Genomic DNA, 26,042 nt, shown 5'->3' with positions numbered 1-26,042 from the left:
TCATTCCATCGTTGACGCCGCCATTGTACCCGACTTGAAGCCGCCTCGGAAAAGCTGGCCCGGCCTCGCCGCTTCGGCTACCATTCTCTTTAAAATCAAGACAGAAGCATGAAACACCGGACATGGCTGAAGATTCCGACCTCGAACGCACCGAACCCGCCACCGCGAAACGGCTGGGCCTCGCCCGCGAAGACGGCAACATCCCCCGCTCGCGGGAACTGACCACCTTCGCCATCACCATGGCCGGCGTGGCGCTGCTGATGGCCCAGGGCGGCCATATCGCCGCCAATCTGGCGCAGACCATGCGCGCCCTGCTCACCTTCGACCAGACCACGGTGCGCAATGTGGAGCCGGCGCTGCTCCGCTTCAAGGAAACCATTTTCAGCGCGCTGTGGAGCCTGGCTCCGCTGCTGACCGGCCTGGCGCTGGTGGCGCTGTTCGTGCCCATGCTGGTGGGCGGATGGAACCTCACTTTCAAAGCGATCGAGCCCAAATTCAGCAAACTCAACCCGCTGCCCGGCATCAAGCGCATGTTCTCCGTCAACGCCGCCACCGAGGCCGTCAAGGCTATTCTCAAAAGCGTGCTGATCGGCGGCATCGCCACCTGGTTCATCTGGCGCGAACGCACTGAGATCATAGGCTTGATTTCCATGCCCCTGCCTACCGGCATCGCCAAGATGACCGATATGATCATCACCACCTTCTTCGTGGTGACTTCGGCGATGATTCTGCTGGTGGCCATCGACGTGCCGTTTCAGCTGTGGAGCTATCACAAGAAACTGCGCATGACCAAGGAAGAGGTCAAGCAGGAATACAAGGAAGCCGAAGGCTCGCCCGAGGTCAAAGGCCGCATCCGCCAAATGCAGCGCGAAGCCGCCCGCAAACGCATGATGCAGGAGATCCCCAGCGCCAACGTCATCGTCACTAACCCTACCCACTACGCGGTGGCGATCAAGTACGACGACGGCATGCGCGCGCCGCAAGTGGTGGCCAAGGGTTCGCTTAAGCTGGCGGAAAAAATCATAGACACCGGCAAAGAGCACCGCGTCATCGTCATGCGCTCGCCCAGCTTCGCCCGCGCGCTGTACTTCCACGCCGAGCTAGGCGACGACATCCCCGCCAAGCTCTACGCCGCCGCCGCCCAAGTGCTGGCCTATGTGTTCCAGCTCAAGAGCTACCAGGACAACGGCGGCCTGGCCCCGGTGTTCCCGGACCAGTTGGACGTGCCCGCCGAACTTGACCCGCAAAGCAAACGCCAGCAAGATGCGACGCCACCATAATGATAAGGTCGACGAACCGATTCGACCGGCTTGAGCCATAAATCCAGCATGGACTCCATACTAGACATACTGAAGCGCTTCAAAGTCACCCAGTTGGCCGGCCCCGTGCTCATCATCCTGATTCTGGCGATGATGGTACTGCCGCTGCCCCCGGTGCTGCTGGACATTTTCTTCACTTTCAACATCGCCGTCTCGGTGATCGTGTTGTTGGTGGGGATCAACGTGCGCAAACCGCTGGACTTTTCCGCCTTCCCCACCGTGCTGCTGGTCACCACCCTGCTGCGGCTGTCGCTGAACGTAGCCTCCAGCCGGGTGATTCTGCTGGAGGGGCACTCCGGGCCGGACGCCGCCGGCAAGGTGATCGAATCCTTCGCCCACTTCCTGATCGGCGACAACGTCGCCATCGGCATCGTGGTGTTCGTCATCATCACCATCATCAACTTCGTGGTGATCACCAAGGGCGCCGGCCGCATCGCCGAAGTCAGCGCCCGCTTCACGCTGGACGCGATGCCCGGCAAACAGATGGCGATCGACGCCGACCTCAACGCCGGCCTGATCGGCGAGGACGAAGCGCGCACGCGCCGCTCCACCATCGCGGAGGAAGCCAACTTCTTCGGCGCGATGGACGGTGCCTCCAAGTTCGTGCGCGGCGACGCCATGGCCGGCATCCTGATCATCGTCATCAATATCTTGGGCGGTCTGATCGTCGGCATGGTCCAGCATGATCTGGACGCCGGCGTCGCCGCCAAGACCTATACTCTGCTGACCATCGGCGACGGTCTGGTGGCGCAAATCCCCGCCCTCATCATCTCCACCGCCGCCGGCATCGTGGTGTCGCGCGTGGGCACCGACAAGGACATGTCCGAGCAATTCCTCGGCCAGATGTTCACCAAACCTCAAGTGCTGTATATCACCGCCGCGGTGATAGGCATGGTCGGCCTGATTCCCAATATGCCCCACTTCTCCTTCCTGCTGATCGCCGGCAGCCTGGGCCTGCTGGGCCGGGTGATGGAGAAGCGCCAGAAAGCCGAGGCGCTGCAGGCCGAACAGCAGCAACAGGCCGCGCCGCCGCCGGAACACACCACGACGGAGGTGAGCTGGAACGATGTACAGCACGTGGACCAGCTGGGCATGGAGGTGGGTTACCGGCTGATTCCGCTGGTGGACCGCAGCCAAGACGGGGAGCTGCTACGCCGCATCCGCGGCATCCGCAAAAAAATTGCGCAGGAGCTGGGCTTTCTGGTGCCGCCGGTCCATATCCGCGACAACCTGGAAATCAAGCCCAACGCCTACCGCATCCTGCTCAAGGGCGTGGAGCTGGGCACCGGCGAAGCCTTCATCGGCCAATACCTGGCCATCAATCCAGGCCGGGTCAACGGCGAACTCGCCGGCACTCCCACCACCGATCCGGCCTTCGGCCTGCCGGCGATCTGGATAGACGCCGGCAAGCGCGAAGAGGCGCAGAGCCTGGGCTACACCGTGGTGGACGCCAGCACCGTGGTGGCCACCCACATCTCCAACTTGCTGCAGACCCACGCGGCGGAGCTGCTGGGCCGTGAGGAAGTGCAGGCCTTGATTGATCACCAGGCCAAGGAGTCGCCCAAGCTGATCGAAGACCTGGTGCCCAAGGTGGTGCCGGTGGGCACGCTGCAAAAAGTGCTGCAGCAGTTGTTGACCGAAGGCATCCACATCCGCGATTTCCGCACCATACTGGAAACGCTGGCCGATCACGTGACCACCACCCAGGACATCGACGAGCTGACCAACATCGTCCGCACCGCCTTGTCCCGCGTCATCGTCCAGCAATTATTCCCCGGCGAGCAAGAATTACCCTTGATGACCCTGGAACCGACATTGGAAAATGTGCTGATGCAGGCGGTCCAGTCCAAGACCGGAGGCGGCCTGGAACCCGGCCTGGCGGAAAATCTGCTGGCCAGCGCCGCCCAGGAAACCGAACAAGTGGAAATTCAAGGGTACAATCCGGTACTCTTGACCGCGCCGGGGCTGCGGCCCTTGCTCGCGCGCTTCTTGCGCCGCGCGCTGCCGCAGCTGCGTGTTATTTCTCATAATGAGATACCGGACAATAAATCAATTCGTATAATTGCTGTAATTGGGGGAAGCAAGGGCTAATCGAACATGGTGGTGAAAAAGTTTTTCGGCAAAACCACGCGTGACGCGCTCAGACAAGTTCGAGAAGAACTGGGCGCGGACGCCCTGATTTTGTCCAACCGCCCCACCATGGGCGGAGGGGTGGAAATCATGGCGGTGGCGGACGCCGACGTCGCCAACCTCGCCACCAACCTGGCCACCTCCTCCAGCAAGCACCCGCCGCGCAACGCGCCGCCGGTGGTCAACCGCGCGCCCTCGCCGCTGCCCACCCCGGCGGGAGCGGCGGTCAACCGCGCCATTGCCCGCACTTACGCGATGCCGGTTGAGCCGCTGGACAGCCCGCCGCCGCCGCGCATCGAGGCGCAACAGCCGCGCCAGCGCATCGAACCGGCCTTTGCGCCGGAACCCCAGGCCGCGCCCCGGCCGGTCCAGCCCTCCTATACGCCACAGCAATACGCGCAAGCCGCGCCTCAAGCCGCCGCCGCGCCGCGCGCGCAAGCGCCGGCTGCAAGCGCCCCGCCGCCGCGCCCCGCTGTGCCTCCCGTCGCAACCAACGGCGAGGAGCCGGAGGTGATGGCTCAGGAACTCAAGCAGATCGGCGACGAGATCAAACTGCTGCGCAGCCTGCTGCAAAGCCAGTTGGCCAGCTTCGCCTGGTCCGATATGGAAGGCAAGGCGCCCAATCGCCTAGAATTGTTCAAGCACCTGCTGGCCATGGGTTTTTCCGCCCACCTGATCCGCCAACTGATCGAAAAGATGCCGGCTCAGTACGAGGCCGAGGTCGCGGTCAAATGGGCGCGCTCGGCGCTGATGCACAACCTGAAGTGCGCGGACTCCGACAAGGAAATCATGGACCGCGGCGGCATCTACGCGCTGGTCGGCCCCACCGGCGTGGGCAAAACCACCACCGTGGCCAAGCTGGCGGCGCGCGCCACCATGCGCTTCGGCGCCCAGCATGTGGCTTTGATCACCACCGACAGCTACCGGATCGGCGCTCAGGACCAATTGCGCATTTACGGCAAGATTCTCGGCATCCCGGTGTTCTCCATCCAGAACGAGGGCGATCTGCAGCTAACGCTGGCGGATCTTTCCAACCGCCACATCGTCTTCATCGACACCGTGGGCATGGGCCAGCGCGACGCCCGCGTACTGGCGCAGATTGAAATGTTCCGCACCGCCGGCCGGCCGATAGAGCGGCTGCTGCTGCTGGCCTCCAACGCCGACGGCCAGACGCTGGAAGACGTGGTGCGCCGCTATCGCGGCGACGGCCTCACCGGCTGCGTCTTGTCCAAAATAGACGAATCCGTGGCGATGGGCCCCAGCTTGGACGTAATCATTCGCAATAGGCTGCGTCTGTTCTACATCACCAACGGACAGCGCGTGCCGGAAGACCTGCACGCCGCCCACGCCGGCTTCCTAGTGGACCGCGCGATGCGCTCGCAGCAGCAGCATTCCCCCTTCACCCTTCAGGCCGACGAACTGCCCATCATGAACGCGGCCCAGGCCGGATGGCTGTAAGCGCGATGCAGGATCAAGCCGCCAGCCTCCGCCTGCTCAGCGCCCGGTCCGCGCGCGCGCCCAGCTTCGCCTTCATCGGTTCCGCCAGCGCCGGCGCCAGCACTCTGGCCACCGAACTGGCGCTGGGCCTGGCCTACGCCGGCCAGCGGCCGCTGCTGGTGGACTGCACGCTGGGCCAAGTGCAGGCGCGCCGGCTGGGCGTGCCCACCACCGCCACGCTGGAAAGCCAGGTGCTGACCCTGGGCGGGCTGGATGAGATGATGGTGAGCTCGCGCCAAGGCATTCAGTTGATCAATCTCTACGCGCGCCCGGAAGAGCGCGCGCTGTTCTCCGCCCAGTTGTGGCTGCGCTTGGGCAGCGAGTTCGCCGCGCTGGAGCGCGACGCCTCGGTGTTATTGGTTGACGCCCCCAGCCCCGCTCACGACCCGGTGCCCGCCAGCGTGGCGGACAATTTGGTATTAGTACTCACGCCGGCGGCGGAGTCGCTGACAACGGCCTACGCTAATATCAAGAGGTTGTCCGGCAGCTACGGCCGCCAGCGCTTCAATGTGCTGATCAACCGCGCGCGCCATCTGGAGGAAGCGCGCGAACTGTTCACCCGGCTGTCCGCCGCCACCGGCGAATTCTTGTCGGTGTCGCTGCGCTGGGTAGGCTTTGTGCCGATGGACAACGCGGTGCGCCGCAGCCAGACGCTGCGCCGGCCGCTGATGGAGGCGTTTCCGGACAGCGAGGCCGCGATGGCCTTCTCTCAGCTAGCCGCGGTGCTGCCGCAGTGGGACACCCAGGAAACGCCGCGCAGCGGCACCGGATTCATGGATTTGTTGATTGCCGCCTCGCGCGACTGGGCCGAGGCGGATGGAGTCAAACCGCTATGACCTTGCCGTCCTTACGCCGAACCGGCTACGTCGCCGCCTCGCCCCCCGTCGAGATCGACGTGGAGGCTTACGCGCCGCTGGTCAAGAAGCTGGCCGGCATGATGATCGCCCGCCTGCCGGCCTCGGTCGACATCGACGACCTGATTCAGGTCGGCGTCATCGGCCTGATCGAGGCCGCGCGCCAGTTCGATCCGGCCCAGGGCGTCATGTTCGAAACCTTCGCCAGCCAACGCGTGCGCGGCGCGATGCTGGACGAACTGCGCCGCGAGGACTGGATGCCGCGCCAAGCCCGCCGCCACTCGCGCCAGATCGAGGACGCCGTCCGCCAGCTAGAACATCAGCTGGGCCGCTCGCCTCTGGAGTCGGAAATCGCAGCCCAGATGGGACTGGAGCTGGAGCAATACCAGGACATGCTTGGCGATTGCCGCGGCATGACCTTGCTGCATTTCGAGGATTTTTCCAACGACGACGGGGGCGCGCTGCCGGACGCGGTGGCTAATGTCGCCGACGAGGACTCTCCGGACCCGTTCGCCGCACTGGCCGACGGCGGCTTCCGCCAAGCGCTGATAGATGGCATCAAACTACTGCCGGAACGCGACCAGCTGGTGATGTCCTTGTACTATGAGCAGGAGTTGAACCTGAAGGAAATCGGCGCGGTACTGGGTGTCTCCGAATCGCGGGTCAGCCAACTGCACAGCCAGGCCATCGCCCGGCTGCGCGCGCGCATCAAGGACTGGCTCTGAACCTCCGCGCCCTGACGCGGCATAACATTAAAAACCGGAACTTCGCGTGGACAAAATAAGCATTGTAGCCATTCTGATGGGCCTGACCGCCATTATCGCGGGACAGGCGCTGGAAGGCGGCAACATCGGCTCCCTGATGCAGCTGACCGCCTTCATGATCGTCATCGGCGGCACGATCAGCGCGGTGATGCTGCAAAGCACGCCCAAACAATTCGCCGCCGGCGTGCGCATGCTCAAATGGATTTTCCAGCCGCCGGTGCTGGACCACGACAAAATGATCCGCGAGATCATCAACTGGAGCCAGACCGCGCGCAAGGGCGGCCTGCTGGCTTTGGAAGGCTACATCAACCTTCAGAAAGATCCCTTCATCAAGAAGGCGCTGCAAATGCTGGTGGACGGCGCGGAGCCGGACACCTTGCGTTCAGTGATGGATGTGGAGATCTCCATGTTCGAACACGCGCGCAAACAAGCGGCGCGGATCTGGGAATCCGCCGGCGGCTACGCGCCGACCATGGGCATTCTGGGCGCGGTACTAGGCCTGATCCACGTAATGGAAAACCTGTCGGACCCGTCCAAACTGGGCGCCGGGATCGCCGTGGCCTTCGTCGCCACCGTCTACGGCGTCGGCTCCGCCAACTTGCTGTTCCTGCCCATCGCCAACAAGCTCAAGCACCTGATCGCCTCGGAAGTCGCCTTGAAAGAGCTGGTGGTGGAAGGCCTGGTCTCCATCGCCAACGGCGAAAACCCGCGCATTATTGAAAGCCGGCTCAAGGGCTTCCTGGCGATGCACGAATAAGCCGTCTCTTAGAACGTGTTTACGATCTCGCGAGCTAAGGCGAGACAAGGCGAAAATGGCTGAGAAAGCGGAATGTACGTGTGGTACATGAGCATTTCGAAGCCGTTTTCAACGCCGTATCGCCGACGTGCAGCAGATCGTAAACAGGTTCTTAGCTTGGCAACGGCCGACGGCGTCCAGCGTATGCTGAGTGCCGTCGGCCGTTCGCTATTGAAAGAACTGCTGCAGATAATCGACAAAAGCCCGGACCTTGCCCGGCACATGCCGCCGCGCCGGGTACACCGCAGACAGGTCTAGGCAATGCCAGTCGTAATCGCTGAGCAGCGGCACCAGCGTGCCCTCGGCCAAGCCCTGCTCCACCAGAAAGCGCGGCTGCAGAATCACCCCCATGCCGTGGATGGCCGCGTCCGTCAGGATGTCGCCGTTGTTGGCTCGCAGCATGCCCTTGACCTTGACCCGGCCGCTGCTGCCGTCCGGCGCGGTGAAATCCCATAAATTGGGCTGTGTCGTCAGCGCGTACAACAGGCATTGATGCTCGGCCAGATCCGCCGGCGTCGCCGGCGTGCCGCAGCGCTGCAGATAGCTGGGCGCGGCGACGACCAGGTCGCGTATCCGCGCCAGCCGGCGCGCCACCAGGGAGGAGTCCGACAGATTCGACACCCTCAACCCCAGGTCGAAGCCTTCCTCCACCAAGTCCACCCGCCTGTCGTTCAAATTGAGCTCCACTTCGATCTGCGGATACTGCTGATGAAAACCAGCCACCACGCGTCCCAGATAGCGCATGCCGAAGGAAACCGGCGCGGACACCCGCAAGCGGCCCACCGGACTGCTGGCGCCCTGCGATAAACGGGCGTCCAGATCGTCAAGCTCGGCCAATAGTCCACCGGCCTGGCCCAGATAAGTCTCGCCCGCCTCGGTCAGCGACAAACGCCGCGTGGTGCGATGCATGAGCCGCACACCCAAACGCCCTTCCAGACTGGACACCAGCTTAGTCACCATCGCTCGCGACAGCTCCAGCCGCTCCGCGGCGGCGGCAAAACTGCCCAACTCCGCCACGCAAACGAAGGCGCGGATTTCCGAAAAGCGGTCCATGATCATTTCCTATAGGTAAACAATATTTTTATTAATAGCGGATTTATTGAGTTTTCTCTACATGGTCAAATGCACCCCATCGCAAACTTGATTGGAACCCACCATGAACCGCTTCCAGAACCCCGCCCTCGGCACCTTGATCCTGCGTCTGTCGCTGGGTCTGATGTACTTGTCCCACGGCCTGCTCAAACTGCTGGTGTTCACCCCGGCCGGCACCGCCGGCTACTTCGCCAGCCTGGGCCTGCCCGGCTTTGTCGGCTACCTGGCCATCCTGGCCGAAGTCGGCGGCGGCCTGCTGCTGCTGTCCGGTTTCTTCGCCCGCTGGGTGGCATTGGCGCTGACCCCTCTGCTGCTCGGCACCATCGTGCTGGTGCACGGCGCCCATGGCTGGATGTTCGCCAACGAAGGCGGCGGCTGGGAATACCCGGCCTTCCTGATCGCCGGCTCGCTGGCCTTGTTCTTCCTCGGCGACAACAAGCGCCAGGCTTGAAACGTCGGCGCCTCCGGCGCGCGGCAAGGCGGCGGCCCCCAACGGGCCGCCGTTTTTCATTTCAGGCATAACAAAAATGCAACAGCCGCCCCGTTGCCGCGCTCGCGGCCAAGGCGGCTTCTTTTCCACGCAAAATCAATATCCGCCGCCACCGCTTCCCTCCCTCCACCGCCGACAAGGCGCGAACTAGTGCAAATACGTGAATTCCTACTTGCGCAATTTCTTGATTGCCATCAAGCTGCACCGTTATTTCGATGTAGTTAAACTACAATATTGGCATCATATCGCCAGTTGGACAGTAAGCGTCTGTACTGTTGCTGCGCCATGAATGTCACAGCGCCATCGAATCAAGACAGGCCTTTCCGTACGGTGTACCCTATCCGGCACGCCAATGCGGAACCGCTCATGAAGAAGCCGGCCGACGCTCGTAATAAAACAACTGATAAATTCCCGATCTGAGGAGTTACATATGAGCACACCCTTGCCAAGACTGAAGATCCTCGCCCCCCTCTCCGGGTGGCTGGTCGCCCTGGACACCGTCCCGGATCCGGTGTTCGCCGGCAAGATGGTGGGAGACGGCATCTCGCTGGACCCTACCTCCTGCAGTCTGCTCGCGCCGGTCTCCGGCGTTGTCAGCAACCTCCATTCCGCGCACCACGCGCTCACCATCACTTCGCCCGAAGGGGTTGAAGTCATGGTGCACATCGGCATCGACACCGTCATGCTAAAAGGCCAGGGCTTCCAGCCGCTGGTGGAACAAGGGCAGAGCGTCAACGCCGGTCAGGCGCTGATCGACTTCAATCTGGATTTGGTGGCGCGCAACGCGCAAAGCCTGCTGACCCAGATCATCATCACCAACGGCGACGAAACCGTCAGCGCCATGCACCGCGCGAGCGGCCTCGCCGAGGCCGGCAAGACAGCGGTGCTGGAACTGGAACTGGCCGGCGCGGCCGCCGCGGCGGCGCCAGCGGCAGGCGGAGCCAAACTGCTTTCGCCGGAAATCGAAATCACCAATCCCGCCGGCCTTCACGCTCGCCCGGCCGCCGTGTTCGCCAGCAAGGCGAAAAGCTTCCAGTCAGACATCCACTTGCTGTTGGACGAGCAGTCCGCCAACGCCAAGTCCGTGGTTGGCGTGATGGGCCTGTCCACCCGCAAGGGCGACAAAGTGCGCATCGAAGCCGCCGGCGCGGACGCGGAACAGGCGCTGGCCGAACTCACCCAACTGCTGCTGGACCGCTGCGGCGAGGCCGAAGACGAAGCGCCGGCAGCGCCCGCGCCCATCGCCGCCGTGGCCCAACAACAGGAAAGCGCGGAGCTGCTGGTCGGCGTCGGCGCCTCGCCCGGCCTGGCCATCGGCCGCGTCTACCATCACCGGCTGCAGGAATTCGACGTGCCGGAATTCGGCCAAGGCGCCAGCCTGGAGCAGCAACACTTCGCCCGCGCTACTGAAGAAGCGGCCCAGCAGATAGACGCGGTCAAAAACCAGCTGACCGACAAAGCCAAACAGGCCATCCTGTCCATGCACCAGGAACTGCTGCAAGATCCGGACCTGCTGGCGCAAACCTACGCCGGCCTGGCGGACGGCAAATCCGCCGCCTGGTCCTGGCGCGCCGCCTTCAGTTCCTACTCCGCGCGCCTGGAAGCGCAAGACAACGCGCTGCTGCGAGAGCGCGCCAACGACATCCGCGACGTGGGCCGCCGGGTGCTGGCCTTGCTGGCAGGCATCAAACAGGCCAGCCTGGACGTGCCGGCCGGCTCCATTCTGATCGCGGAAGACCTGGCGCCGTCCGACACCGCCGCGCTGGACCCCAAAAAAGTGCTGGGTTTCTGTACCCGCACCGGCGGCGCCACCAGCCACGTGGCCATCCTGGCCCGTTCGCTGGGCATCCCGGCGATCTGCGGCATCTCCCAAGCCGCGCTGGCCCTGCCCGACAGCGAACAAGTCATCATCGACGGCGGCCGCGGCACGCTGCGCATCGCGCCGAACGCCGAGCAACTGGCCACCGCCGAGGCGGAGATCGCGCAGATCGCGGAACGCCGAGCAGCCGAGGCGGCGATGTCGCAGCGGGAAGCCCGCACCAGCGACGGCGTCCGCATCGAAGTGGTGGCCAATATCCGCAACGCCGCCGACGCGCGCGAAGCGGTGGCCATGGGCGCCGAGGGCGTCGGCCTGCTGCGTTCGGAGTTCCTGTTCGACAACCGCGACACCCCGCCCAGCGAGCAGGAACAAGCTGATGAATACTGTGCGGTGGCCCGCGCGCTGGGCACGGAACGCCCATTGGTGGTGCGCACGCTGGACGTGGGCGGCGACAAGCCCTTGTCTTACCTGCCCCTGCCCAAGGAAGACAACCCCTTCCTGGGCTTGCGCGGCATCCGCGTCAGCCTGGAACGTCCGGACCTGCTGCGCACCCAGTTGCGCGCCATCTTGCAGGCCGCGCCGCTGACCCGCTTGCACATCATGTTCCCGATGGTGGCCTCGCTGGACGAGCTGCGCGCCGCCAAGGCCGTGCTGGCCGAAGAGCAGGCCGCAAGCGGCAGACAAGACGTCAAAGTGGGCATTATGGTGGAAGTGCCTTCCGCCGCCGTCATGGCCGCGCGCTTCGCGCCGGAAGTGGACTTCTTCTCCATCGGCACCAACGACCTGACTCAGTACGTGCTGGCGATGGACCGCGGCCACCCGCAGCTGGCCAAGCAAGCCGACGCGCTGCACCCGGCGGTGCTGGCGATGATCGCGATGACCTGCGACGGCGCCCGCGCCCACGGCAAATGGGTGGGCATCTGCGGCGGCCTCGCCTCGGACGAACGCGCCGCGCCGCTGCTGGTGGGCATGGGCGTCACCGAGCTGTCGGTCAGCACCCCGGCGCTGGCCGCGGTCAAGGCCACGCTGTCGCGCTGGAGCGCGGCGGAGTGCCGGACCCTGGCGCAGCAGGCGCTGGCCCTATCCACGGCGAGCGAAGTCCGCGAGCATCTGAACGCGCAAGCCCGATAAACGAAACTCTCCGGTAACCCGGAGCGATGTGGGGCGGCGAACGCCGCCCGCTATTTCCTACGCTGTTGAGCAAGGAATGAACCACCATGTTTAGTCAATCATTCGCATTTCTGCAAAAGATCGGCAAAGCGCTGATGCTGCCGGTGGCCGTGCTGCCGGTAGCCGGCCTGCTGCTGGGCATAGGCGCCACCGATTTCCACACCCAGAGCACCGTGGCGCTGGCCATCCTGTCGCTGATGAAAAACGCCGGCGATGTAATCTTCGGCAATCTGCCGCTGATCTTCGCCGTCGGCGTGGCGCTGGGCTTTACCGAGAACGATGGCGTGGCCGCGATCGCCGCGGTGATCGGCCATCTGGTCACCACCGTCACACTAGGGGTGATGGCCGGCCTGATGGGCGTCAAACCGGATACCATCATGGGCTTGCCGTCGATACAGACCGGCGTGTTCGGCGGCATTCTCGCCGGCGGACTGGCGGCGTATATGTTCAACCGCTATTACCGGATCAAATTGCCCGAATATCTGGGCTTCTTCGCCGGCAAGCGCTTTGTGCCCATCGTCACCGCCATCAGCGCCATCGCGCTGGGCGTGGCTCTGTCCTTCATCTGGCCGCCGATAGGCAACGCCATCAAGAGCTTCTCGCAGTGGGCCGCGGTCAGCGATCCGCGCACCGCCGCCACCGTCTACGGCTTTGTCGAGCGTCTGCTGCTGCCCTTTGGCCTGCACCACATCTGGAACGTGCCCTTCTTCTTTGAAATCGGCGCCTTCCCCGACGCGGTAAGCGGCAAAATGATACACGGCGACATCAACCGCTTCTTCGCCGGCGACCCCACCGCGGGCATCCTGTCCGGGGCCTTCCTGTTCAAGATGTTCGGCCTACCGGCCGCGGCCATCGCCATATGGCATTCGGCTAAACCGGAGAACCGCGTCAAAGTGGGCGGCATCATGATTTCCGCCGCGCTAACGTCCTTCCTCACCGGCATTACCGAGCCCATCGAATTCTCCTTCCTGTTCGTGGCGCCGGTACTGTATTTCCTCCATGCCTGCCTGGCGGCGTCGGCGCAATTCATCGCCAACACTCTGGACATGCACATGGGCTTCACCTTCTCCCAGGGCGGCATCGATTTCCTGATGTTCAACCTGATCGGCGACAAGGCCAAGCACGCCTGGTACGTGTTCATCCTCGGTCCGATCTACGCGGCCATCTACTACGGAGTGTTCCGCTTCGTCATCGCCAAGTTCAACCTGAAAACCCCGGGCCGCGAGGACGAGAGCGCCGATGCAGGCGAAACAGTCAGCGAAGACGCGCGCGCGCGCGAACTGGTGCTGGCCTTTGGCGGCCGCAGCAACATCAGCAGCCTGGACGCCTGCATCACCCGCCTGCGCATAGCGGTGCGGGAACCCGCCAAGGTGAATCAGGCCAAGCTCAAGAGCATGGGCGCATCCGGCGTGGTGGTAGTGGGCACCGGCATCCAGGCCATCTTCGGCCCGCAGTCGGAAAACCTGAAAACCGATATGGAAATCTATCTGCGCGGCGCCGGCGCGGACGCCGAAGTCGTCGCGCCCGCCAGCGCGCCGGCTCCAGTGCTTCATGCCGCAACACCGACGCCCGCCGCCGATCAGAACCAAGCCGCGGCGCTGCTCCAGGCGCTGGGCGGCAAGGCCAACCTGGCCAAGGTGGAAGCCATCGCTCATACCCGTTTGCGCGTGGAGCTGAAACAGGGCTCTCAGTTCAATCAAGACGCCGCCCACGCGGCCGGCGTGGCGGCGATGCAGGAAGTGGCTCCCGGCGTCTGGCACCTAATCGTCGGCGACCGGGCGGCCGGCCTGGCGCAAGCGCTGCAAGACTGAACGGGCGCGCCCCGACATGCAAAACGCCAGCGCTTGCGCTGGCGTTTTTTATTGGAACTCCCGATTCGATCTACAAGGCGAACAGCTCGCGCAAATGGCGGGCCACCCCTGCCTCGCGGTTGCTGCCTATGCGCGGCACATCCGGCAGTTGCTCTGCCAGACGAGCCTGGGCGTTGCCCATCATTCTCGGATGGCCGGCGGTGCGCAGCAGTTCGATATCATTCTGACCATCGCCGAAAGCCAGGCAATGCGCCTTGTCCAGGCCCAGATCCGCCAACACCAGTTCCAGCGCGTGACCTTTGGATACGCCGGGCGCCATCACTTCCAGGCAGTCGTCGGCCGAGAAAGTAATGTACAGCTCATCGCCAAAGGCCTGGTGCAGCTTGCGCTCCACCTCCAGCAAATGCGCGTGCTCGCCGATGTAGAGCACTTTGCCCACGCCCGAGCCGTTGTGCCCGGCCAGATCCGCCAATTGATAGCGCAAACCGGAATCGGCGTGGAAATTGAGCAGATACTGGCAAGGCTGATCAATCAGCCAAGCGTCGTCCAGATAGAAGTTCAGTACCGTGCCGGCAGCGAATTCCGCCTGCGCCAGCCTGCGCACCAAGGCGGGATCGATATCCTGGCGATGCACCAGCTTGTCGTCGGGATCATGGACCCGCGCGCCGTTGGAAGTAATCAGGTGAGCCCGGATGCCCAGCGCCTGACGAATGCCCTGCACGTCCAGATAATGGCGGCCGGTGGCGATGGCGAATCGCACGCCGCGCGCCTGCAAGGTCTGCAACGTGGCGGCGGTGAACGGGTCCACCGCGTGGTTGGGGTCCAGCAAGGTGCCATCCAGATCGGATGCGATGAAGTGATACACCATCAAACTCCCGCGACAACAGAAGCGTACATTATACGCGCGGCCGACGACGCTGCCCATCAATGCGAGCGAATGCTTTCTGGTCCGAACCGAGATCAGTTGGGCGCGCCCTCGCCGCCAAATTGCTCATAGGCCTGCAAGGCCTCCGCCGCCGTCATCAAGGACGGACCACCGCCCATATAGACGGCCACCTGCAGCATCTCCATGAATTCGGCGCGGCTGCAACCCAGTTCCACCAGCGCCTTGGCGTGGAAAGCCAGGCAACCATGACAACGGTTGGCGATGCCGATGGCCAGAGCGATCAGCTCCTTGGTCCGGTTCGACAATGCGCCGTCCGCGTGAGCGGCGCGGCTCATCTGGCCGAAGCCTTTCATGGTTTCCGGGATTTCCTTGCGCAGCTTGCTCAACTCCGCGCCGAGTTCCGCGCTTAATTCGGGATAGCTGTAACTCATGGCCTGCCTCATTAACATAACAATATATATTATATTTAATCATATATTGAAAGATAAAAGCAAGCCCTATCGAGGCACGAAGACAGCATGGCCGCGCGACCATGCCATCCCGTGCTCCTCTTCTTTACGATCGGCAGCCTCCTTGCCCGCCTAAACACCGCCCCTTCCCGGCAAGGCCAGCAAACGCTCCTTACGCGTCTTGCGCATGCCCACCAGGCTGATGACTATCCACAGCACTTGCGCCAGCAGTGACGCCAAATTAAAGGCATAGCACAGCGAGATCAATAGCAGCAGTGCACCAATCAGATTGAAGCCGCTATAGCTGTAGTCGCTCAAATCCACCAGCCTCCATTGCAACAGGCTGTAAGCCAGTAGATAGAAAAACACTCCGATCAGTCCTATCCAGTCATACCACATCATGACGCCCCCTCCCCTTGAGGAGCCCGACCCTATTGGGCACAGCGCGGCACATATTCGTCCCACTCCCGCTGCTGTAGCAGTTGCTCCCCCTCCCAGGCGCTTTGCCGCGCCATGATGCGGAAATGGCTGGCATCCGCCGTCAGCGCCAGCTCGCTCTCCACCCTGACTTGCCAATCACCACGCCCCGCGCCATAACTCCACTTCACCACGCCGCTGGCCGACAAGGGCTGATCAGGCCGGATTCGGTAGATTTCCTCGCAGGTTTGCGCCACTTCCAAACCGTGGTCGTCAAAACGATAGTGGCCGAAATCGTCTCGGATCACGGTGCGGACCTCACCGCTCATCGCGTCCTCGATGATTTCGCGGCTGCAGGCGGGAGAACGTAAATAACTCAAGGCCAGCGGCGGCGCGGCTTCTGGCGCGGCAAAGGGCTGCATTACCACGGTGCTCAAATCATGCACTGGCAGGCTTAGCTCGGCACTCGCCAAGTCCAAGGTCAGCCGGGCATGATCGGCCGCCGGCCAGATCAGCGGGAAGTAGGCGCTGGAAACGCTCAGCCGCAGCCGATGGCCAGCCGACAAACGGTAGCCGCAATCATCCAGTTGCAGCCGGATCTGCATCCATTCGTCCGGTCTTACCGCCTGCAGCTGTTGATAGTCGTCGCGCAGCGCCAGGTTCAGCACCCCGTAACTGATGCGGGTCACGGCGCCATCCGGCGCCACATCGTTGAGCCGCACCGCGAGTTGACCGCTGGAACTATCGCACTTCAGCCTCAGCCGCAGCACCGGCGCGCCTAGCAGCGGCAGTTCCCGCTCCAGCGCGCTGCTATCGAACACCAGCGAGCCGGCATCGTCGTGGCGTTGATCCAGCGGAAACTCCGGCCCCAGCCAAATCACACAGTATTCGCCGCAAGCGGCGCCGGTGGTCAGGGGCGAACGAATGCTGAGTTCGCCGGTATCGGACGCCCCCGGTCGCAGTTCGCCCGCGGCGCTCAGCCCCCATTGCTGCGGCCCGACATGCGGGCTGGGCCAGGCCGGATCGCGCAGCCAAACCCCCGGACGCGCGGCGTAACTGGCCTGCGGGGGCACTGCGTCTTGCAGATACAACGTGACCGGGTCTTCCGCCATGATGCCGGTGTCAATATCCTTCAACCAGTAGTCCCACCAGCGCAGCGCTTCCTGCAAAAAGCCAATCGCCGGATCCGGCACCGCGAAATGCGGGTACTTATGGGCCCACGGACCGATCAGCGCTTTTTTCGGACAACTCAGTTGCTGCATCATCCGGCCGACGGCGTTATGGTAGGCGTCCCCCCAACCGCCCACTGCGTAGACGGCGGCCTTGATGGCGCTGTAATCGGTGCAGATGGAACCATGCCGCCAATAGTCATCGTCAGTCTGATGACTCAACCAGGTCTTGAGCAGCAGCGGCATTCGCTCCAGCCGTTGCAACCATCGTTCGCGCCATGCTTCGCCCACCAACAGCGGATCGGGTACGGCGGCGCAGTAGCTGAACATAGTGCCGGCCCAACCCAGGTTCTCCAGCAATAAAGCACCGCCTTTGTAATGGATGTCGTCGGCGTAGCGGTGGTCGGTGGAGCATATGGTAATGACGGCTTTCAAGGCTTCCGGCTGACGAGCGGCCACTTGCAGGCTGTTGAAACCGCCCCAGGAAATGCCCATCATGCCCACCTTGCCGCTACACCATGGCTGCGCGGCGATCCAGGCAATCACTTCCAAGGCATCGTCCTGCTCCTGCCGCAGGTATTCATCGACAAACTCGCCGTCGGATTCGCCACACCCCCGCATATCCACCCGGAGACAGGCATAGCCGTGGCCGGCGAAATACGGATGGGTCAGTTGATCGCGCACAGCGGTGCCGTCTCGCTTGCGATAAGGCAGGTACTCCAGAATCGCCGGCACTGGCCTCGCTTCTGCGTCCAGCGGCAGCCACATCCTCGCCGCCAATTGGCAGCCATCAGCCAGCGTGATGGTGAAATGCTCCACGTCGCGAATGGCGTGCGGAAACTGCGTAACGGTTTTCATGCTTGTGTCTCTTTCGCGGCAGCGGATTCCTGAATATCAGTCCGAGAGACCAGCTTGCCGGAATTCACCAGGATGATGAGCGACAGCATGCAGCCCATAATGATGAGCAGGGCCGGCAAGCCCCCGAGGTTGGACATCATCTTGACGCCATCGACGCCGCCGGCGTAGCTGGTCATCACCCAGGACACCACGCCAATCACCGCGCCCCACACGACTTTCATGCCCATGCCGGCACTTTCGGCGCTGTCGGCTGAAAAGCCAGCGGTGCACAAATTGCTGATCGCATCGGTATTGCTGTCCGCCGCGGTGACATAGTTGAGAAAAGCGATGAAGACCACCATGGCCACCATGATTTCGCTCATTGGCAGTTGGCGGATGATGGTGTACAGCACATTCTCCACGCCCCGGCTCTCCAACACTCCTTTCAGCAGACCTGCCTGGCCCAGATCAATGGCAAGGGCGGAGCCGCTGAAAATCATGATCCACAGCGCGGTAAAACCAGCGGGCAGCAGCAGGTTCATTACAATCACCTCGCGCACGGTGTAGCCGCGGGAGATCTTGCCGAGGAACATGGCGCTGATCGGCGCCCAGGCAAACCATACCGCCCAGTAGAAGATGGTCCAGGACCCCGCCCAGCCATCCTGGCTGGCCGCGCCGGTGGACAGGCTTAGCCGGAAAAACTGGTTCAAATAGTTGCCGAATGATTCCAGACCAAACGCCAGGATGAAGGTGGTCGGCCCAAAGATCAGCAAAAAACCGGCCAGTGCCAGCAATATCCAGGTATTGATGCTGGACAGCCAAGTCAGCCCGCGGTGCAGGCCGCTGAGCGCAGAGCCGACAAAGGTCAGCACAATGGCGGCAATGACCAGCCCGATGCTGAACGGGCTGGCAGGTAGTGGCAGATACTGATTGATCCCCCCCACCAACGCCAACGCGCCGGTACCCAAGCTGGACGCCATCCCGGCCACCAAGGCATACAGCGCCAGCGCGTCTATCAATTGCCCGCTGCGGCCATCCACCCAGCACCCCAGCAAGGGCCGCAACATGCTGCCCACCGAAAACGGCTGCTTGAGGTTGTAAAACACCAAGCCGAACAACAGCGCCGGCACGGTGTAAATGGCATAAGGGGTGAACGTCCAGTGCAGAAACATCGCCGACATGGCGAAACTCGCGGCCTCGGCGCTGCCTGCACTCAGGTGATAAGACGCCGGAGGGTAGTACAGATGGTAAATCGGCTCGGCCGTAGTCCAGAACAGCACCCCAACCGCCATGGTCGTCATCAAGGTGACGGCAAACCAACGCTTGCGATTCAATAGCGGCTTGGCGTCCACACCGCCGATACGCAGCTTGCCTATCGGCGAGCAATAGACCCAGACACAGGTCAACAGCAGGCTGAAACTGGCCAGACTGAACAGCCAGGAAAAGTGACTGAGTATCCATTTATTGGCGGCGGCGGCCATGCCGAGAAAGGCCGGCAGGTCCAGATAGCTGAACAGCAAGGCCGCCAGCAGAAGCAAGAAAGTGGGCCAGAACACCAGAAGCCTGATGCGATGAGAACGATGCATGGTTTGTCTCCTTGATGGAGCCTGCCGCCGCTATCGCCACGGGGGCTGCCGGTCTAAGGCCGGCGCGGCTTGCAGACAAGCCGGAGCCTATTGCGCCGGCCAGACCAGTGTCGGCGATAAGTCCAGCCCGAAACAAACGATAGTTTTAGATAGATTTATGTTCCCAGCTCATCAATCCTCCCGCGCTACCCGCATATCGAGGGCCCCAGCCATCTGCCGTTATGACTGCGCCACCAGCGAGGTCAGCCAATCGGCAAACAATCGGGCAGCCGGCTTGAGCGGCCTACGTTCCGGACGCAGCAGATAAAAGGCGCCACTCATCGTTACCTTGGCCTCCGCCGCCATCACCAACGTGCCGCTGGCCAGGTAGCTGTCTATCAAATAAGCCCAGGCCAGCGCCACCCCTTGCCCGGCCAATGCGGCCTGCACCGCCAAGTGGTGATTCGTCACGCTGAACTGTCTGGCTGCCGGTCGCCAAGCGATGCCTTGAGCGGAAAACCATTGCGGCCAGTTGAACCAATCCCGCTGGCCGCCATCCATGGTGATCAGCCTCTCATCCAATAAAGCCTCCGCCGACAGCGGCCCCGCGAGCAAATAAGCAGGGCTGCAAACCGCGTACATTTGCTCATCGAACAAGGCCACCGCATTGGCCCCCTTGGGGGGCTGACGGAAATAGTAAACGCCGAGATCGAAGTCGCCCGCCTGGAGTTCCTGGACATTATCGTTAGCCAGGATGCGGATAGACAGATCCGGCTGCGCTTGGCGAAAGGCGGATAGATGGGGCATTAGCCATAAGGAGGCGATCGCGGTGGAACAGGCTACGGTGACCTGCTTGTCTTGCTGCCAATGCATCAGACTGGCGGTGGCGCCGACCAATTGCTCCAGGGCCGAACGCACCTCTGCCAGATACTGCTCGCCAGCCAGTGTCAGCTCCACTTTACGAGTGCCGCGCTGCAACAGCTTGCACCCCAGATAGTCCTCCAGCAGCAGTAACTGGCGGCTCACCGCACCTTGCGACAAATTCAGTTCCGCGGCGGTCTGAGTAAAGCTGGAAAGCCGGGCCACGGCTTCAAAGGCGATCAGGGTATAAAGTGGAGGTAGCGGTTTCATCGCTGCATTATGACATGACCCCAATCAGGGCCAGGCCCAAGGAGATCCCTCGTGCCAATGCAAAAAGCCGAACTCAATGAGTTCGGCTTTTTTGGTATCTGGTGGCCAGTCGCGGAATCGAACCACGGACACGCGGATTTTCAATCCGCTGCTCTACCAACTGAGCTAACTGGCCGACGAGTGCTATGGCAAGGCGGTGATGGTGGCCAGTCGCGGAATCGAACCACGGACACGCGGATTTTCAATCCGCTGCTCTACCAACTGAGCTAACTGGCCATCACTGCTGCGCTGTCGCGCCGTCAGAGCCACGCATTTAATCAGAGGACGCTATTCACGTCAAGGAATAATTGCAAAAAAACGGACGCCAGGCAGGCAGGAAAAACAGACGGGCCGGCCCTCTCAAGGGGGCCGGCCCGTCAGATCAACGACTTAGAACCTGTTTACCATCCGCTGCGCGCCGAGAGATGGACACGGAGAGTACCGCTTCGAAATGCTCATGTACCGCATGACCATTCCGCTTCCTCAGCGGTTTTCGCCTTATCTCGCTCTTGCTCGCAAGATCGTAAACACGTTATTGGATCGCGTTTAGATTGCGTCCGGCTGACGAGATGGATGCGCGTCGGCGAAAGCCGGCACCTGCTCAAGCGCGTCCGCCACGCGAACAATGTTCGGGTAAGCCGCCAGATCCACGCCGAAACGCCGAGCACTGAATACCTGCGGCAGCAGGCAGACATCGGCCAGCGTCGGCTGCTCGCCCGCCGCGTAGCGGCCAGGCGTTGCGGCCAGCAGCGGCTCCAGCGCGTCGAAGCCGGTGCGAATCCAATGCCGTATCCACTCCGACTTGCCTTCCTCGTCCTTGCCGTACTCGGTCTGCAGATACTTGCCGACCCGAGTGTTCTGCAAGGGATGGATGTCCGCGGCGATGGCCAGCGCCAACGCGCGGACCCGAGCCCTCGCCGCCGCGCCGGCCGGCAGTAGCCGCGGCGTATCCGGATAGGCTTCGTCCAGATATTCGCAGATGGCCAGGGACTGCGCGATCTTGACCCCGCCGTCATCCAGTAACGGCACCAAGCCCTGTGGGTTGATCGCCAGATACTCGGGGCTGCGCTGCTCGCCCTTGAGCAAATTGACCGCTTGATAACGGTAATCCAGCCCCTTGAGATTCAGCGCGATACGCACCCGATAGGCGGCGCTGGAACGGAAATAACCGTACAGCACGCGTTCAGTCATGCTTCACCACAATCTGCTCAATGGCGCCGAAGATGCTGGCGCCGGCGGCGTCCTTCATCTCGATGCGAACGCGGTCGCCCACTTTCATGAACGGAGTCGTCGGCGCGCCAGTCTCGATGGTCTCTATCATCCGCTGTTCCGCCAGGCAGCAGGAGCCTACGCTGCGGTCGTGATTGGACACGGTGCCGGAGCCGATGATGGAGCCGGCCGCCAGTTCTCGGGTCTTGGCTACGTGAGCCACCAACTGCGGGAAGCTGAACTGCATTTCCACGCCGGCGTTGGGATGGCCGTAAGGCGCGCCATTGTATTCAACCAGCAGCGGCAAATGCGCCTTGCCGTCGCGCCAGGCCGCGCCCAGCTCATCCGGGGTCACCGCAACCGGCGAGAAGGCGGTGGCGGGCTTGCTCTGGAAAAAGCCGAAACCCTTGGCCAGTTCGTTGGGGATCAGATTACGCAGGCTGACGTCGTTGACCAGCATCAGCAAGCGGATATGACCGGCGCAGGCGGCGGCGTCGGCGCCAAGCGGCACATCGCCGGTGATCACCGCCACCTCGCCCTCAAAGTCCAAGCCCCAGGCTTCGTCGCGCAGCGGAATGGGCGCCAGCGGCGGCAGGAAGGCGTCGGAGCCGCCCTGGTACATCAGCGGGTCGTGGTAGAAGCTGGCCGGCACTTCCGCGCCGCGCGCCTTGCGCACCAGTTCGACATGGTTCAGATAGGCGCTACCGTCCGCCCATTGATAGGCGCGCGGCAGCGGGCTATGACAACGCTGCGCCTCAAACGGGAAAGCGCCCGGCACCTCGCCTTCGTTAAGCGCGGCGTAAACCTCCTGCAAACGCGGCGCCAGCGCGTCCCAACCGTCCAGAGCCTGCTGCAGGCTGGCGGCGATCTGCGGCACCGCCACCGCGCGGGACAGGTCGCGGCTGACAACCAACAACTGGCCGTCGCGGGTTTGATTCTGATAAGTGGCGAGTTTCATCTTCTATTCTTTCTGCAGCTGGGCAGCTGAAATTCCAGTGATACGGTGTGACATCCACAACACCGCCTGAGCGCTATCGCGTCGCGAGCAGGCGGAGGCCGGCGGGAGAAGCGCAGCGGTACAAATGGCACCGCGAGCACCGCAGCGCCGAGATCGGCTTGCGCCGCAGCGATAACGCCAGGCGACTAGGGCTTGGGTTTCCAACTATCCACATATTGGGTCCACTCCACCTCCGGCATCTGCGGCCCCTGCTCCAACGCGTCGCGCGTGTCTATCATCACCGCCACTTCGTCGGTAAAGGTCTTGGGGTCTGTCATCGCCTTGGCGAAGGCTTTGGGATGGGGCCCGTGGGTGAAGCCGGCCGGGTGGAAAGTCAGCATGCCCGGCTTGATGTTGTCGCGGCTGAAGAAATCGCCGGCGTGGTAGAAGATCACTTCGTCGTAATCGTCGTTGTTGTGATAGAACGGGACCTTCAAAGCACCGGGATCGGACTCTATCGGCCGCGGCACAAAGGTGCAGATCACGAAACCGTCAGCGACGAAAGTCGTGTGCGCAGACGGCGGCAAATGGTAGCGGTGGCTCATCAGCGGCCGGATGTCGCGCCAGTTGATGCGAGCGACGGAATGGTTGCCGTGCCAACCTATCGCGTCCAGCGGATTGAACGGATAGGTCACGGTGGACAGGGCGCCGCGGCGCTTGATCACCACTTGCCACTCGTCCTCGGTCTGCTGGGCGCGGAAGGCGTCGTCGATCGCCGGCACGTCCAGCATCGCCTCGTCGAAAATGGCGTGCGGCCCCACCAGCCCCTTGTCCGGCAACTGGTAGGCACCGTTGCTAGCCTCAATCAACAGCATGGTGGTGGGTGCGGCCGGTTCGATACGCCAACTGGTGGAGCGCGGCATCAAGATGTAGTCGCCGTCGCGATAGCTCAAATGGCCGTAATCGCAAAACAGCTCGCCGCTGCCGGCGTGGATGAACAGCATGTCGTCGCCGTCGCCATTGCGGAACAGCTGAGTCATCGCCTGATCCACGCTCCAGATGCGCAGTTTGCACTGCGCATTGTGTAGCACCAACGGCGCGGCCCAAGGCGCGGCCACGTTCTTGGGCAGCTCGTTCAGGTCAAAAGCGCGCGGGCGCAGCGGGCCCTCCCAGGCGCTCCAGCCGGTGGGCGGGTGCTTGTGATGCAGATGAGTGGCGGGGCCGAAAAAACCACTGCGGCCCACTTCGCGCTCATAGATGGCTGTGTCCGGAAAGTCGGCGTGCGCCTGGCGCGAGACGGTGCCTTCGCGGTGGGGATATTGAATCCATTTACGCATGGTGTGTCCTTCAATCCCGCCGCCCAGGCGGCGGGATGGCATCGATAGAACTGCGGGCTTAAAGCCGGTTCGTAGTCTGCCGCGCCTCAGCGACGCCGTGTTGGAACCGGCGGCGGAATGCTCATGCGCCGTGGCGCGCTCCGCTTCTTCAGCCGCAACGGCTGGCTTCGCCTTGGCCCGCGGGATCGTAAACCGCTATTTAAATGACGCCGCGGCGGATCTGATCTTCTTCAATCGACTCGAACAGCGCGCGGAAGTTGCCCTCGCCAAATCCCTCGTTGCCCTTGCGTTGAATGATCTCGAAGAAGATCGGGCCGATCACGGTCTCGGTAAAGATCTGCAGCAGGATGCCGGCGCCGTCCACCGGCGCGCCGTCCACCAGGATGTGGTTCTTGCGCAGACGCTCCAGGTCCTCGCCGTGTCCCGGCACGCGCTCGTCCACTTTTTCATAATAGGTGTCTGGAGTATCGAGGAAACGAGTGCCGGCGGCTTTCAGCGTTTCCACGGTCTTGTAAATGTCGCGGGTGGTCAACGCGATGTGCTGGATGCCTTCGCCGTGGTATTCGCGCAGGAATTCCTCGATCTGGCTCTTGTCGTCGGAGGACTCGTTGATCGGGATGCGAATCTTGCCGCAGGGGCTGGTCATCGCCTGGGACACCAGACCGGTGAGCTTGCCCTCGATGTCGAAGTAGCGGATTTCGCGGAAGTTGGCGATATCAGTGTAGAAGCCCGCCCACTTGGCCATATTGCCGCGGAACACGTTGTGGGTCAGGTGATCGATCTCATACAGGCCCACGCCTTCCGGATGCTGGTCCACGCCCTCCAGCGGCACGAAGTCCACGTCGTAGATGCTGTGTTCCGGACCGTAGCGATCGACGAAATACAGCGCCGAGCCGCCAATCCCCTCCACTGCAGGAATATTCAGCTCCATGAAGCCGATTGGGCGCTCGTACTTTTTGGCGCCGTGGGCCAATGCGTATTCATAGGCCTTGGCCGCGTCCTTGACGCGCCACGCCATCGCACAAGCCGACGGGCCGTGTTCATGGCCAAAGGCGTTGGCCGGCTGCGACGGTTCGCCGTTCAAGATGAAATTGATATCGCCCTGGCGGAACAGGCTGACGTTCTTGCTGCGGTGGCGCGCGACTTCGCTGAACCCCAGCGACAGGAACAGGGCCTTCAGCTTGGCGATGCCTTCCGTTGTGGGGGACGTGTATTCGACAAATTCAAAACCGTCGGTAGCCAAAGGATTCTGCAGCATAGTTTCCATTTTCATCTGTTTCTCCTGTTGTAGATGAGTGTGTGGCCGGTAGGCGGCGAGCGGAGCATGACGCCGCTCTGAACTGGCGACTTGATCTTGCGTTCCGCGCAACAAGCTTGTTTATAAACAAATAACAGTAGCTTTTGATGACATGTCTTGTGATAGTCTTGTCATGACATGTTGTAAAAAGCCCTGCGCAACGCATTTGGCTTCGCGTGGAAAAGTCGGAAGGAAAAAGACTTATCAGGAGGGACGCGCTAGCCGCGCGTTGATTTAGCTTGCCGTGACGCGCGGCAAGCTTCTCCTCAAAATGTGAATCTTATCTCCGCCGTCTTATTCACTCGACAAACCCCGGTGCTTTTTTAGCGCCGTGTGTAGAATGCGTTTTTAGGCTTTTTATTCTATGGAAACTACGGGGCAATTTTCTTGCTAAATACCAAGAAACCATTAATAACTAAGTATAAAACACTAATATTTTGCCTCTTTTAGGAGAAAACATGCCAAGTCTTACATTAGATAAGACAGACTTGCGTATTCTGGCCGAACTTCAGCATGACGGCCGCTTAACCAATGTGGAATTAGCAGAACGGGTGGCCCTGTCTCCATCCCCTTGCCTGCGTCGCCTGAAACAGCTGGAGGAATCCGGCGTGATTCGCCAATACGTGGCGCTGCTGGACCCCGCCCGCATCGGTCTGGGCCTGCAAGCCTGGGTGCGGGTTACGCTGGAAAAACGCGGCAACGCGCATTTGCAAAGCTTCATCGAAGCGGTGCAAAGCTGGCAGGAGGTCATCAACTGCTTTGCGATGACCGGCGAGATGGACTATCTGCTGCAAGTGTATTTCGAGGACATGGAGCACTTTTCGCGCTTCGTGATGGACGAGCTGTTGCAACACCCCGGTGTCGCCGATGTGAAGTCCAGCTTCGTGCTCAAGGAGATCAAGCGGACGACTTCACTGCCGCTCGGCCAGTTGCGTGGTCTTTAAGCGGGGCGGCCTTGCGCCGCATACGGATTCGAAACAAAACAGCCCGGTATACCGGGCCGTTTTGCATGGGTGGAAAACCTAGT

At 62.2% G+C, this 26,042-nt stretch carries 21 protein-coding genes and 2 tRNA genes; 10 read left to right on the top strand and 13 right to left on the bottom strand.

The features are described 5' to 3' along the window. Positions 1-122 precede the first annotated feature (122 nt). The 6 genes from flhB to BR71_RS22095 are packed head-to-tail and all read left to right on the top strand — an operon-like array spanning position 123 to position 7,321. Positions 123-1,280, top strand: a complete 1,158-nt coding sequence (gene flhB, locus BR71_RS22120) for a flagellar biosynthesis protein FlhB (RefSeq protein ID WP_043590786.1) — start codon at positions 123-125, stop codon at positions 1,278-1,280. Positions 1,281-1,328: 48 nt separating this feature from the next. Further along, positions 1,329-3,410 carry a flagellar biosynthesis protein FlhA gene (flhA, locus tag BR71_RS22115; protein WP_043642237.1) on the top strand — a complete coding sequence of 694 codons (2,082 nt, stop codon included), beginning with the start codon at positions 1,329-1,331 and terminating at the stop codon, positions 3,408-3,410. Positions 3,411-3,416: 6 nt separating this feature from the next. Continuing rightward, a complete protein-coding gene (gene flhF, locus BR71_RS22110) occupies positions 3,417-4,907 on the top strand; it encodes a flagellar biosynthesis GTPase FlhF (protein WP_043642235.1) in 1,491 nt (496 codons plus the stop codon). Positions 4,908-4,912: 5 nt separating this feature from the next. Beyond that, entirely contained in the window at positions 4,913-5,782 is an 870-nt protein-coding gene (locus tag BR71_RS22105) for a MinD/ParA family ATP-binding protein (RefSeq protein WP_043642233.1), read from the top strand. Continuing rightward, positions 5,779-6,525 carry an RNA polymerase sigma factor FliA gene (locus BR71_RS22100; protein ID WP_043642232.1) on the top strand — a complete coding sequence of 249 codons (747 nt, stop codon included), beginning with the start codon at positions 5,779-5,781 and terminating at the stop codon, positions 6,523-6,525. The genes BR71_RS22105 and BR71_RS22100 overlap by 4 nt, the downstream gene beginning before the upstream one ends. A gap of 46 nt (positions 6,526-6,571) precedes the next feature. Then, complete coding sequence (locus BR71_RS22095; RefSeq protein WP_043642231.1) at positions 6,572-7,321, top strand: flagellar motor protein; 750 nt, start codon at positions 6,572-6,574, stop codon at positions 7,319-7,321. A 207-nt stretch (positions 7,322-7,528) separates the two neighbouring features. Here the strand turns inward: BR71_RS22095 and BR71_RS22090 are convergent, their stop codons facing one another. Beyond that, positions 7,529-8,413: a LysR family transcriptional regulator gene (locus BR71_RS22090; RefSeq protein ID WP_043642229.1), complete on the bottom strand. Its 885-nt coding sequence runs from the start codon at positions 8,411-8,413 to the stop codon at positions 7,529-7,531. A 103-nt stretch (positions 8,414-8,516) separates the two neighbouring features. Between BR71_RS22090 and BR71_RS22085 the strand changes: the two genes are divergently transcribed. From BR71_RS22085 to ptsG, 3 genes are all read left to right on the top strand, one after another. Beyond that, positions 8,517-8,903, top strand: coding sequence for a DoxX family protein (locus BR71_RS22085; protein ID WP_019103721.1), 387 nt, complete (start codon positions 8,517-8,519; stop codon positions 8,901-8,903). A 469-nt stretch (positions 8,904-9,372) separates the two neighbouring features. Beyond that, positions 9,373-11,892: a phosphoenolpyruvate--protein phosphotransferase gene (ptsP, locus tag BR71_RS22080; protein WP_043642227.1), complete on the top strand. Its 2,520-nt coding sequence runs from the start codon at positions 9,373-9,375 to the stop codon at positions 11,890-11,892. 86 nt (positions 11,893-11,978) lie between these two features. Next, on the top strand, positions 11,979-13,742 hold the full coding sequence (gene ptsG, locus BR71_RS22075; protein ID WP_043642225.1) for a PTS glucose transporter subunit IIBC: 1,764 nt from the start codon (positions 11,979-11,981) through the stop codon (positions 13,740-13,742). Positions 13,743-13,812: 70 nt separating this feature from the next. On the opposite strand, the gene BR71_RS22070 is transcribed toward ptsG, so the two are convergent. The 12 genes from BR71_RS22070 to hppD form a co-directional block, all read right to left on the bottom strand. Further along, complete coding sequence (locus tag BR71_RS22070) at positions 13,813-14,610, bottom strand: Cof-type HAD-IIB family hydrolase (RefSeq protein ID WP_196783841.1); 798 nt, start codon at positions 14,608-14,610, stop codon at positions 13,813-13,815. Positions 14,611-14,702: 92 nt separating this feature from the next. Beyond that, positions 14,703-15,059 (bottom strand): carboxymuconolactone decarboxylase family protein, encoded by a 357-nt coding sequence (locus BR71_RS22065; protein ID WP_043642223.1) that lies wholly within the window; start codon positions 15,057-15,059, stop codon positions 14,703-14,705. A 150-nt stretch (positions 15,060-15,209) separates the two neighbouring features. Then, complete coding sequence (locus tag BR71_RS22060; protein WP_043642221.1) at positions 15,210-15,479, bottom strand: CBU_0592 family membrane protein; 270 nt, start codon at positions 15,477-15,479, stop codon at positions 15,210-15,212. A gap of 29 nt (positions 15,480-15,508) precedes the next feature. Next, the gene (locus BR71_RS22055; protein ID WP_043642219.1) at positions 15,509-17,521 is read right to left on the bottom strand and encodes a CocE/NonD family hydrolase; all 2,013 of its coding nucleotides are present in this window, start codon (positions 17,519-17,521) and stop codon (positions 15,509-15,511) included. Then, positions 17,518-19,086 carry a BCCT family transporter gene (locus BR71_RS22050; protein ID WP_052371011.1) on the bottom strand — a complete coding sequence of 523 codons (1,569 nt, stop codon included), beginning with the start codon at positions 19,084-19,086 and terminating at the stop codon, positions 17,518-17,520. The genes BR71_RS22055 and BR71_RS22050 overlap by 4 nt, the downstream gene beginning before the upstream one ends. 219 nt (positions 19,087-19,305) lie before the next feature. Beyond that, positions 19,306-20,196, bottom strand: coding sequence for a LysR substrate-binding domain-containing protein (locus tag BR71_RS22045; RefSeq protein ID WP_043642217.1), 891 nt, complete (start codon positions 20,194-20,196; stop codon positions 19,306-19,308). Between the two features lie 99 nt (positions 20,197-20,295). Beyond that, positions 20,296-20,371, bottom strand: a tRNA-Phe gene (locus BR71_RS22040). A 25-nt stretch (positions 20,372-20,396) separates the two neighbouring features. Next, positions 20,397-20,472 (bottom strand) — tRNA-Phe (locus tag BR71_RS22035). A 309-nt stretch (positions 20,473-20,781) separates the two neighbouring features. Further along, the gene (gene maiA / locus BR71_RS22030; protein WP_043642215.1) at positions 20,782-21,426 is read right to left on the bottom strand and encodes a maleylacetoacetate isomerase; all 645 of its coding nucleotides are present in this window, start codon (positions 21,424-21,426) and stop codon (positions 20,782-20,784) included. Continuing rightward, on the bottom strand, positions 21,419-22,402 hold the full coding sequence (locus tag BR71_RS22025; protein ID WP_043642212.1) for a fumarylacetoacetate hydrolase family protein: 984 nt from the start codon (positions 22,400-22,402) through the stop codon (positions 21,419-21,421). Before BR71_RS22025 ends, maiA begins: the two co-directional genes overlap by 8 nt. Before the next feature lie 185 nt (positions 22,403-22,587). Then, positions 22,588-23,718, bottom strand: coding sequence for a homogentisate 1,2-dioxygenase (locus BR71_RS22020; RefSeq protein ID WP_043642210.1), 1,131 nt, complete (start codon positions 23,716-23,718; stop codon positions 22,588-22,590). Positions 23,719-23,917: 199 nt separating this feature from the next. Continuing rightward, positions 23,918-24,991: a 4-hydroxyphenylpyruvate dioxygenase gene (gene hppD / locus BR71_RS22015; protein WP_019103728.1), complete on the bottom strand. Its 1,074-nt coding sequence runs from the start codon at positions 24,989-24,991 to the stop codon at positions 23,918-23,920. Positions 24,992-25,473: 482 nt separating this feature from the next. Between hppD and BR71_RS22010 the strand changes: the two genes are divergently transcribed. Beyond that, positions 25,474-25,959: an Lrp/AsnC family transcriptional regulator gene (locus tag BR71_RS22010; RefSeq protein WP_039756263.1), complete on the top strand. Its 486-nt coding sequence runs from the start codon at positions 25,474-25,476 to the stop codon at positions 25,957-25,959. The last annotated feature ends 83 nt before the right edge of the window (positions 25,960-26,042 follow it).

The sequence above is a fragment of the Chromobacterium haemolyticum DSM 19808 genome (genome assembly GCF_000711885.1).
Taxonomy (GTDB): Bacteria; Pseudomonadota; Gammaproteobacteria; order Burkholderiales; family Chromobacteriaceae; genus Chromobacterium; species Chromobacterium haemolyticum.
This window is presented reverse-complemented; position numbering and strand designations above follow the sequence as displayed.

Bases quoted from the DNA above. Each gene is read 5' to 3' on its own strand.
- BR71_RS22050 (WP_052371011.1), bottom strand. From the start codon at position 19,086: ATGCATCGTTCTCATCGCATCAGGCTTCTGGTGTTCTGGCCCACTTTC.
- BR71_RS22020 (WP_043642210.1), bottom strand. From the start codon at position 23,718: ATGCGTAAATGGATTCAATATCCCCACCGCGAAGGCACCGTCTCGCGC.
- BR71_RS22105 (WP_043642233.1), top strand. From the start codon at position 4,913: ATGCAGGATCAAGCCGCCAGCCTCCGCCTGCTCAGCGCCCGGTCCGCG.
- hppD (WP_019103728.1), bottom strand. From the start codon at position 24,991: ATGAAAATGGAAACTATGCTGCAGAATCCTTTGGCTACCGACGGTTTT.
- BR71_RS22025 (WP_043642212.1), bottom strand. From the start codon at position 22,402: ATGAAACTCGCCACTTATCAGAATCAAACCCGCGACGGCCAGTTGTTG.
- ptsP (WP_043642227.1), top strand. From the start codon at position 9,373: ATGAGCACACCCTTGCCAAGACTGAAGATCCTCGCCCCCCTCTCCGGG.
- BR71_RS22065 (WP_043642223.1), bottom strand. From the start codon at position 15,059: ATGAGTTACAGCTATCCCGAATTAAGCGCGGAACTCGGCGCGGAGTTG.
- BR71_RS22085 (WP_019103721.1), top strand. From the start codon at position 8,517: ATGAACCGCTTCCAGAACCCCGCCCTCGGCACCTTGATCCTGCGTCTG.
- flhF (WP_043642235.1), top strand. From the start codon at position 3,417: ATGGTGGTGAAAAAGTTTTTCGGCAAAACCACGCGTGACGCGCTCAGA.
- BR71_RS22060 (WP_043642221.1), bottom strand. From the start codon at position 15,479: ATGATGTGGTATGACTGGATAGGACTGATCGGAGTGTTTTTCTATCTA.
- BR71_RS22055 (WP_043642219.1), bottom strand. From the start codon at position 17,521: ATGAAAACCGTTACGCAGTTTCCGCACGCCATTCGCGACGTGGAGCAT.
- ptsG (WP_043642225.1), top strand. From the start codon at position 11,979: ATGTTTAGTCAATCATTCGCATTTCTGCAAAAGATCGGCAAAGCGCTG.
- flhA (WP_043642237.1), top strand. From the start codon at position 1,329: ATGGACTCCATACTAGACATACTGAAGCGCTTCAAAGTCACCCAGTTG.
- maiA (WP_043642215.1), bottom strand. From the start codon at position 21,426: ATGACTGAACGCGTGCTGTACGGTTATTTCCGTTCCAGCGCCGCCTAT.
- BR71_RS22100 (WP_043642232.1), top strand. From the start codon at position 5,779: ATGACCTTGCCGTCCTTACGCCGAACCGGCTACGTCGCCGCCTCGCCC.
- BR71_RS22010 (WP_039756263.1), top strand. From the start codon at position 25,474: ATGCCAAGTCTTACATTAGATAAGACAGACTTGCGTATTCTGGCCGAA.
- BR71_RS22070 (WP_196783841.1), bottom strand. From the start codon at position 14,610: ATGGTGTATCACTTCATCGCATCCGATCTGGATGGCACCTTGCTGGAC.
- BR71_RS22090 (WP_043642229.1), bottom strand. From the start codon at position 8,413: ATGGACCGCTTTTCGGAAATCCGCGCCTTCGTTTGCGTGGCGGAGTTG.
- flhB (WP_043590786.1), top strand. From the start codon at position 123: ATGGCTGAAGATTCCGACCTCGAACGCACCGAACCCGCCACCGCGAAA.
- BR71_RS22045 (WP_043642217.1), bottom strand. From the start codon at position 20,196: ATGAAACCGCTACCTCCACTTTATACCCTGATCGCCTTTGAAGCCGTG.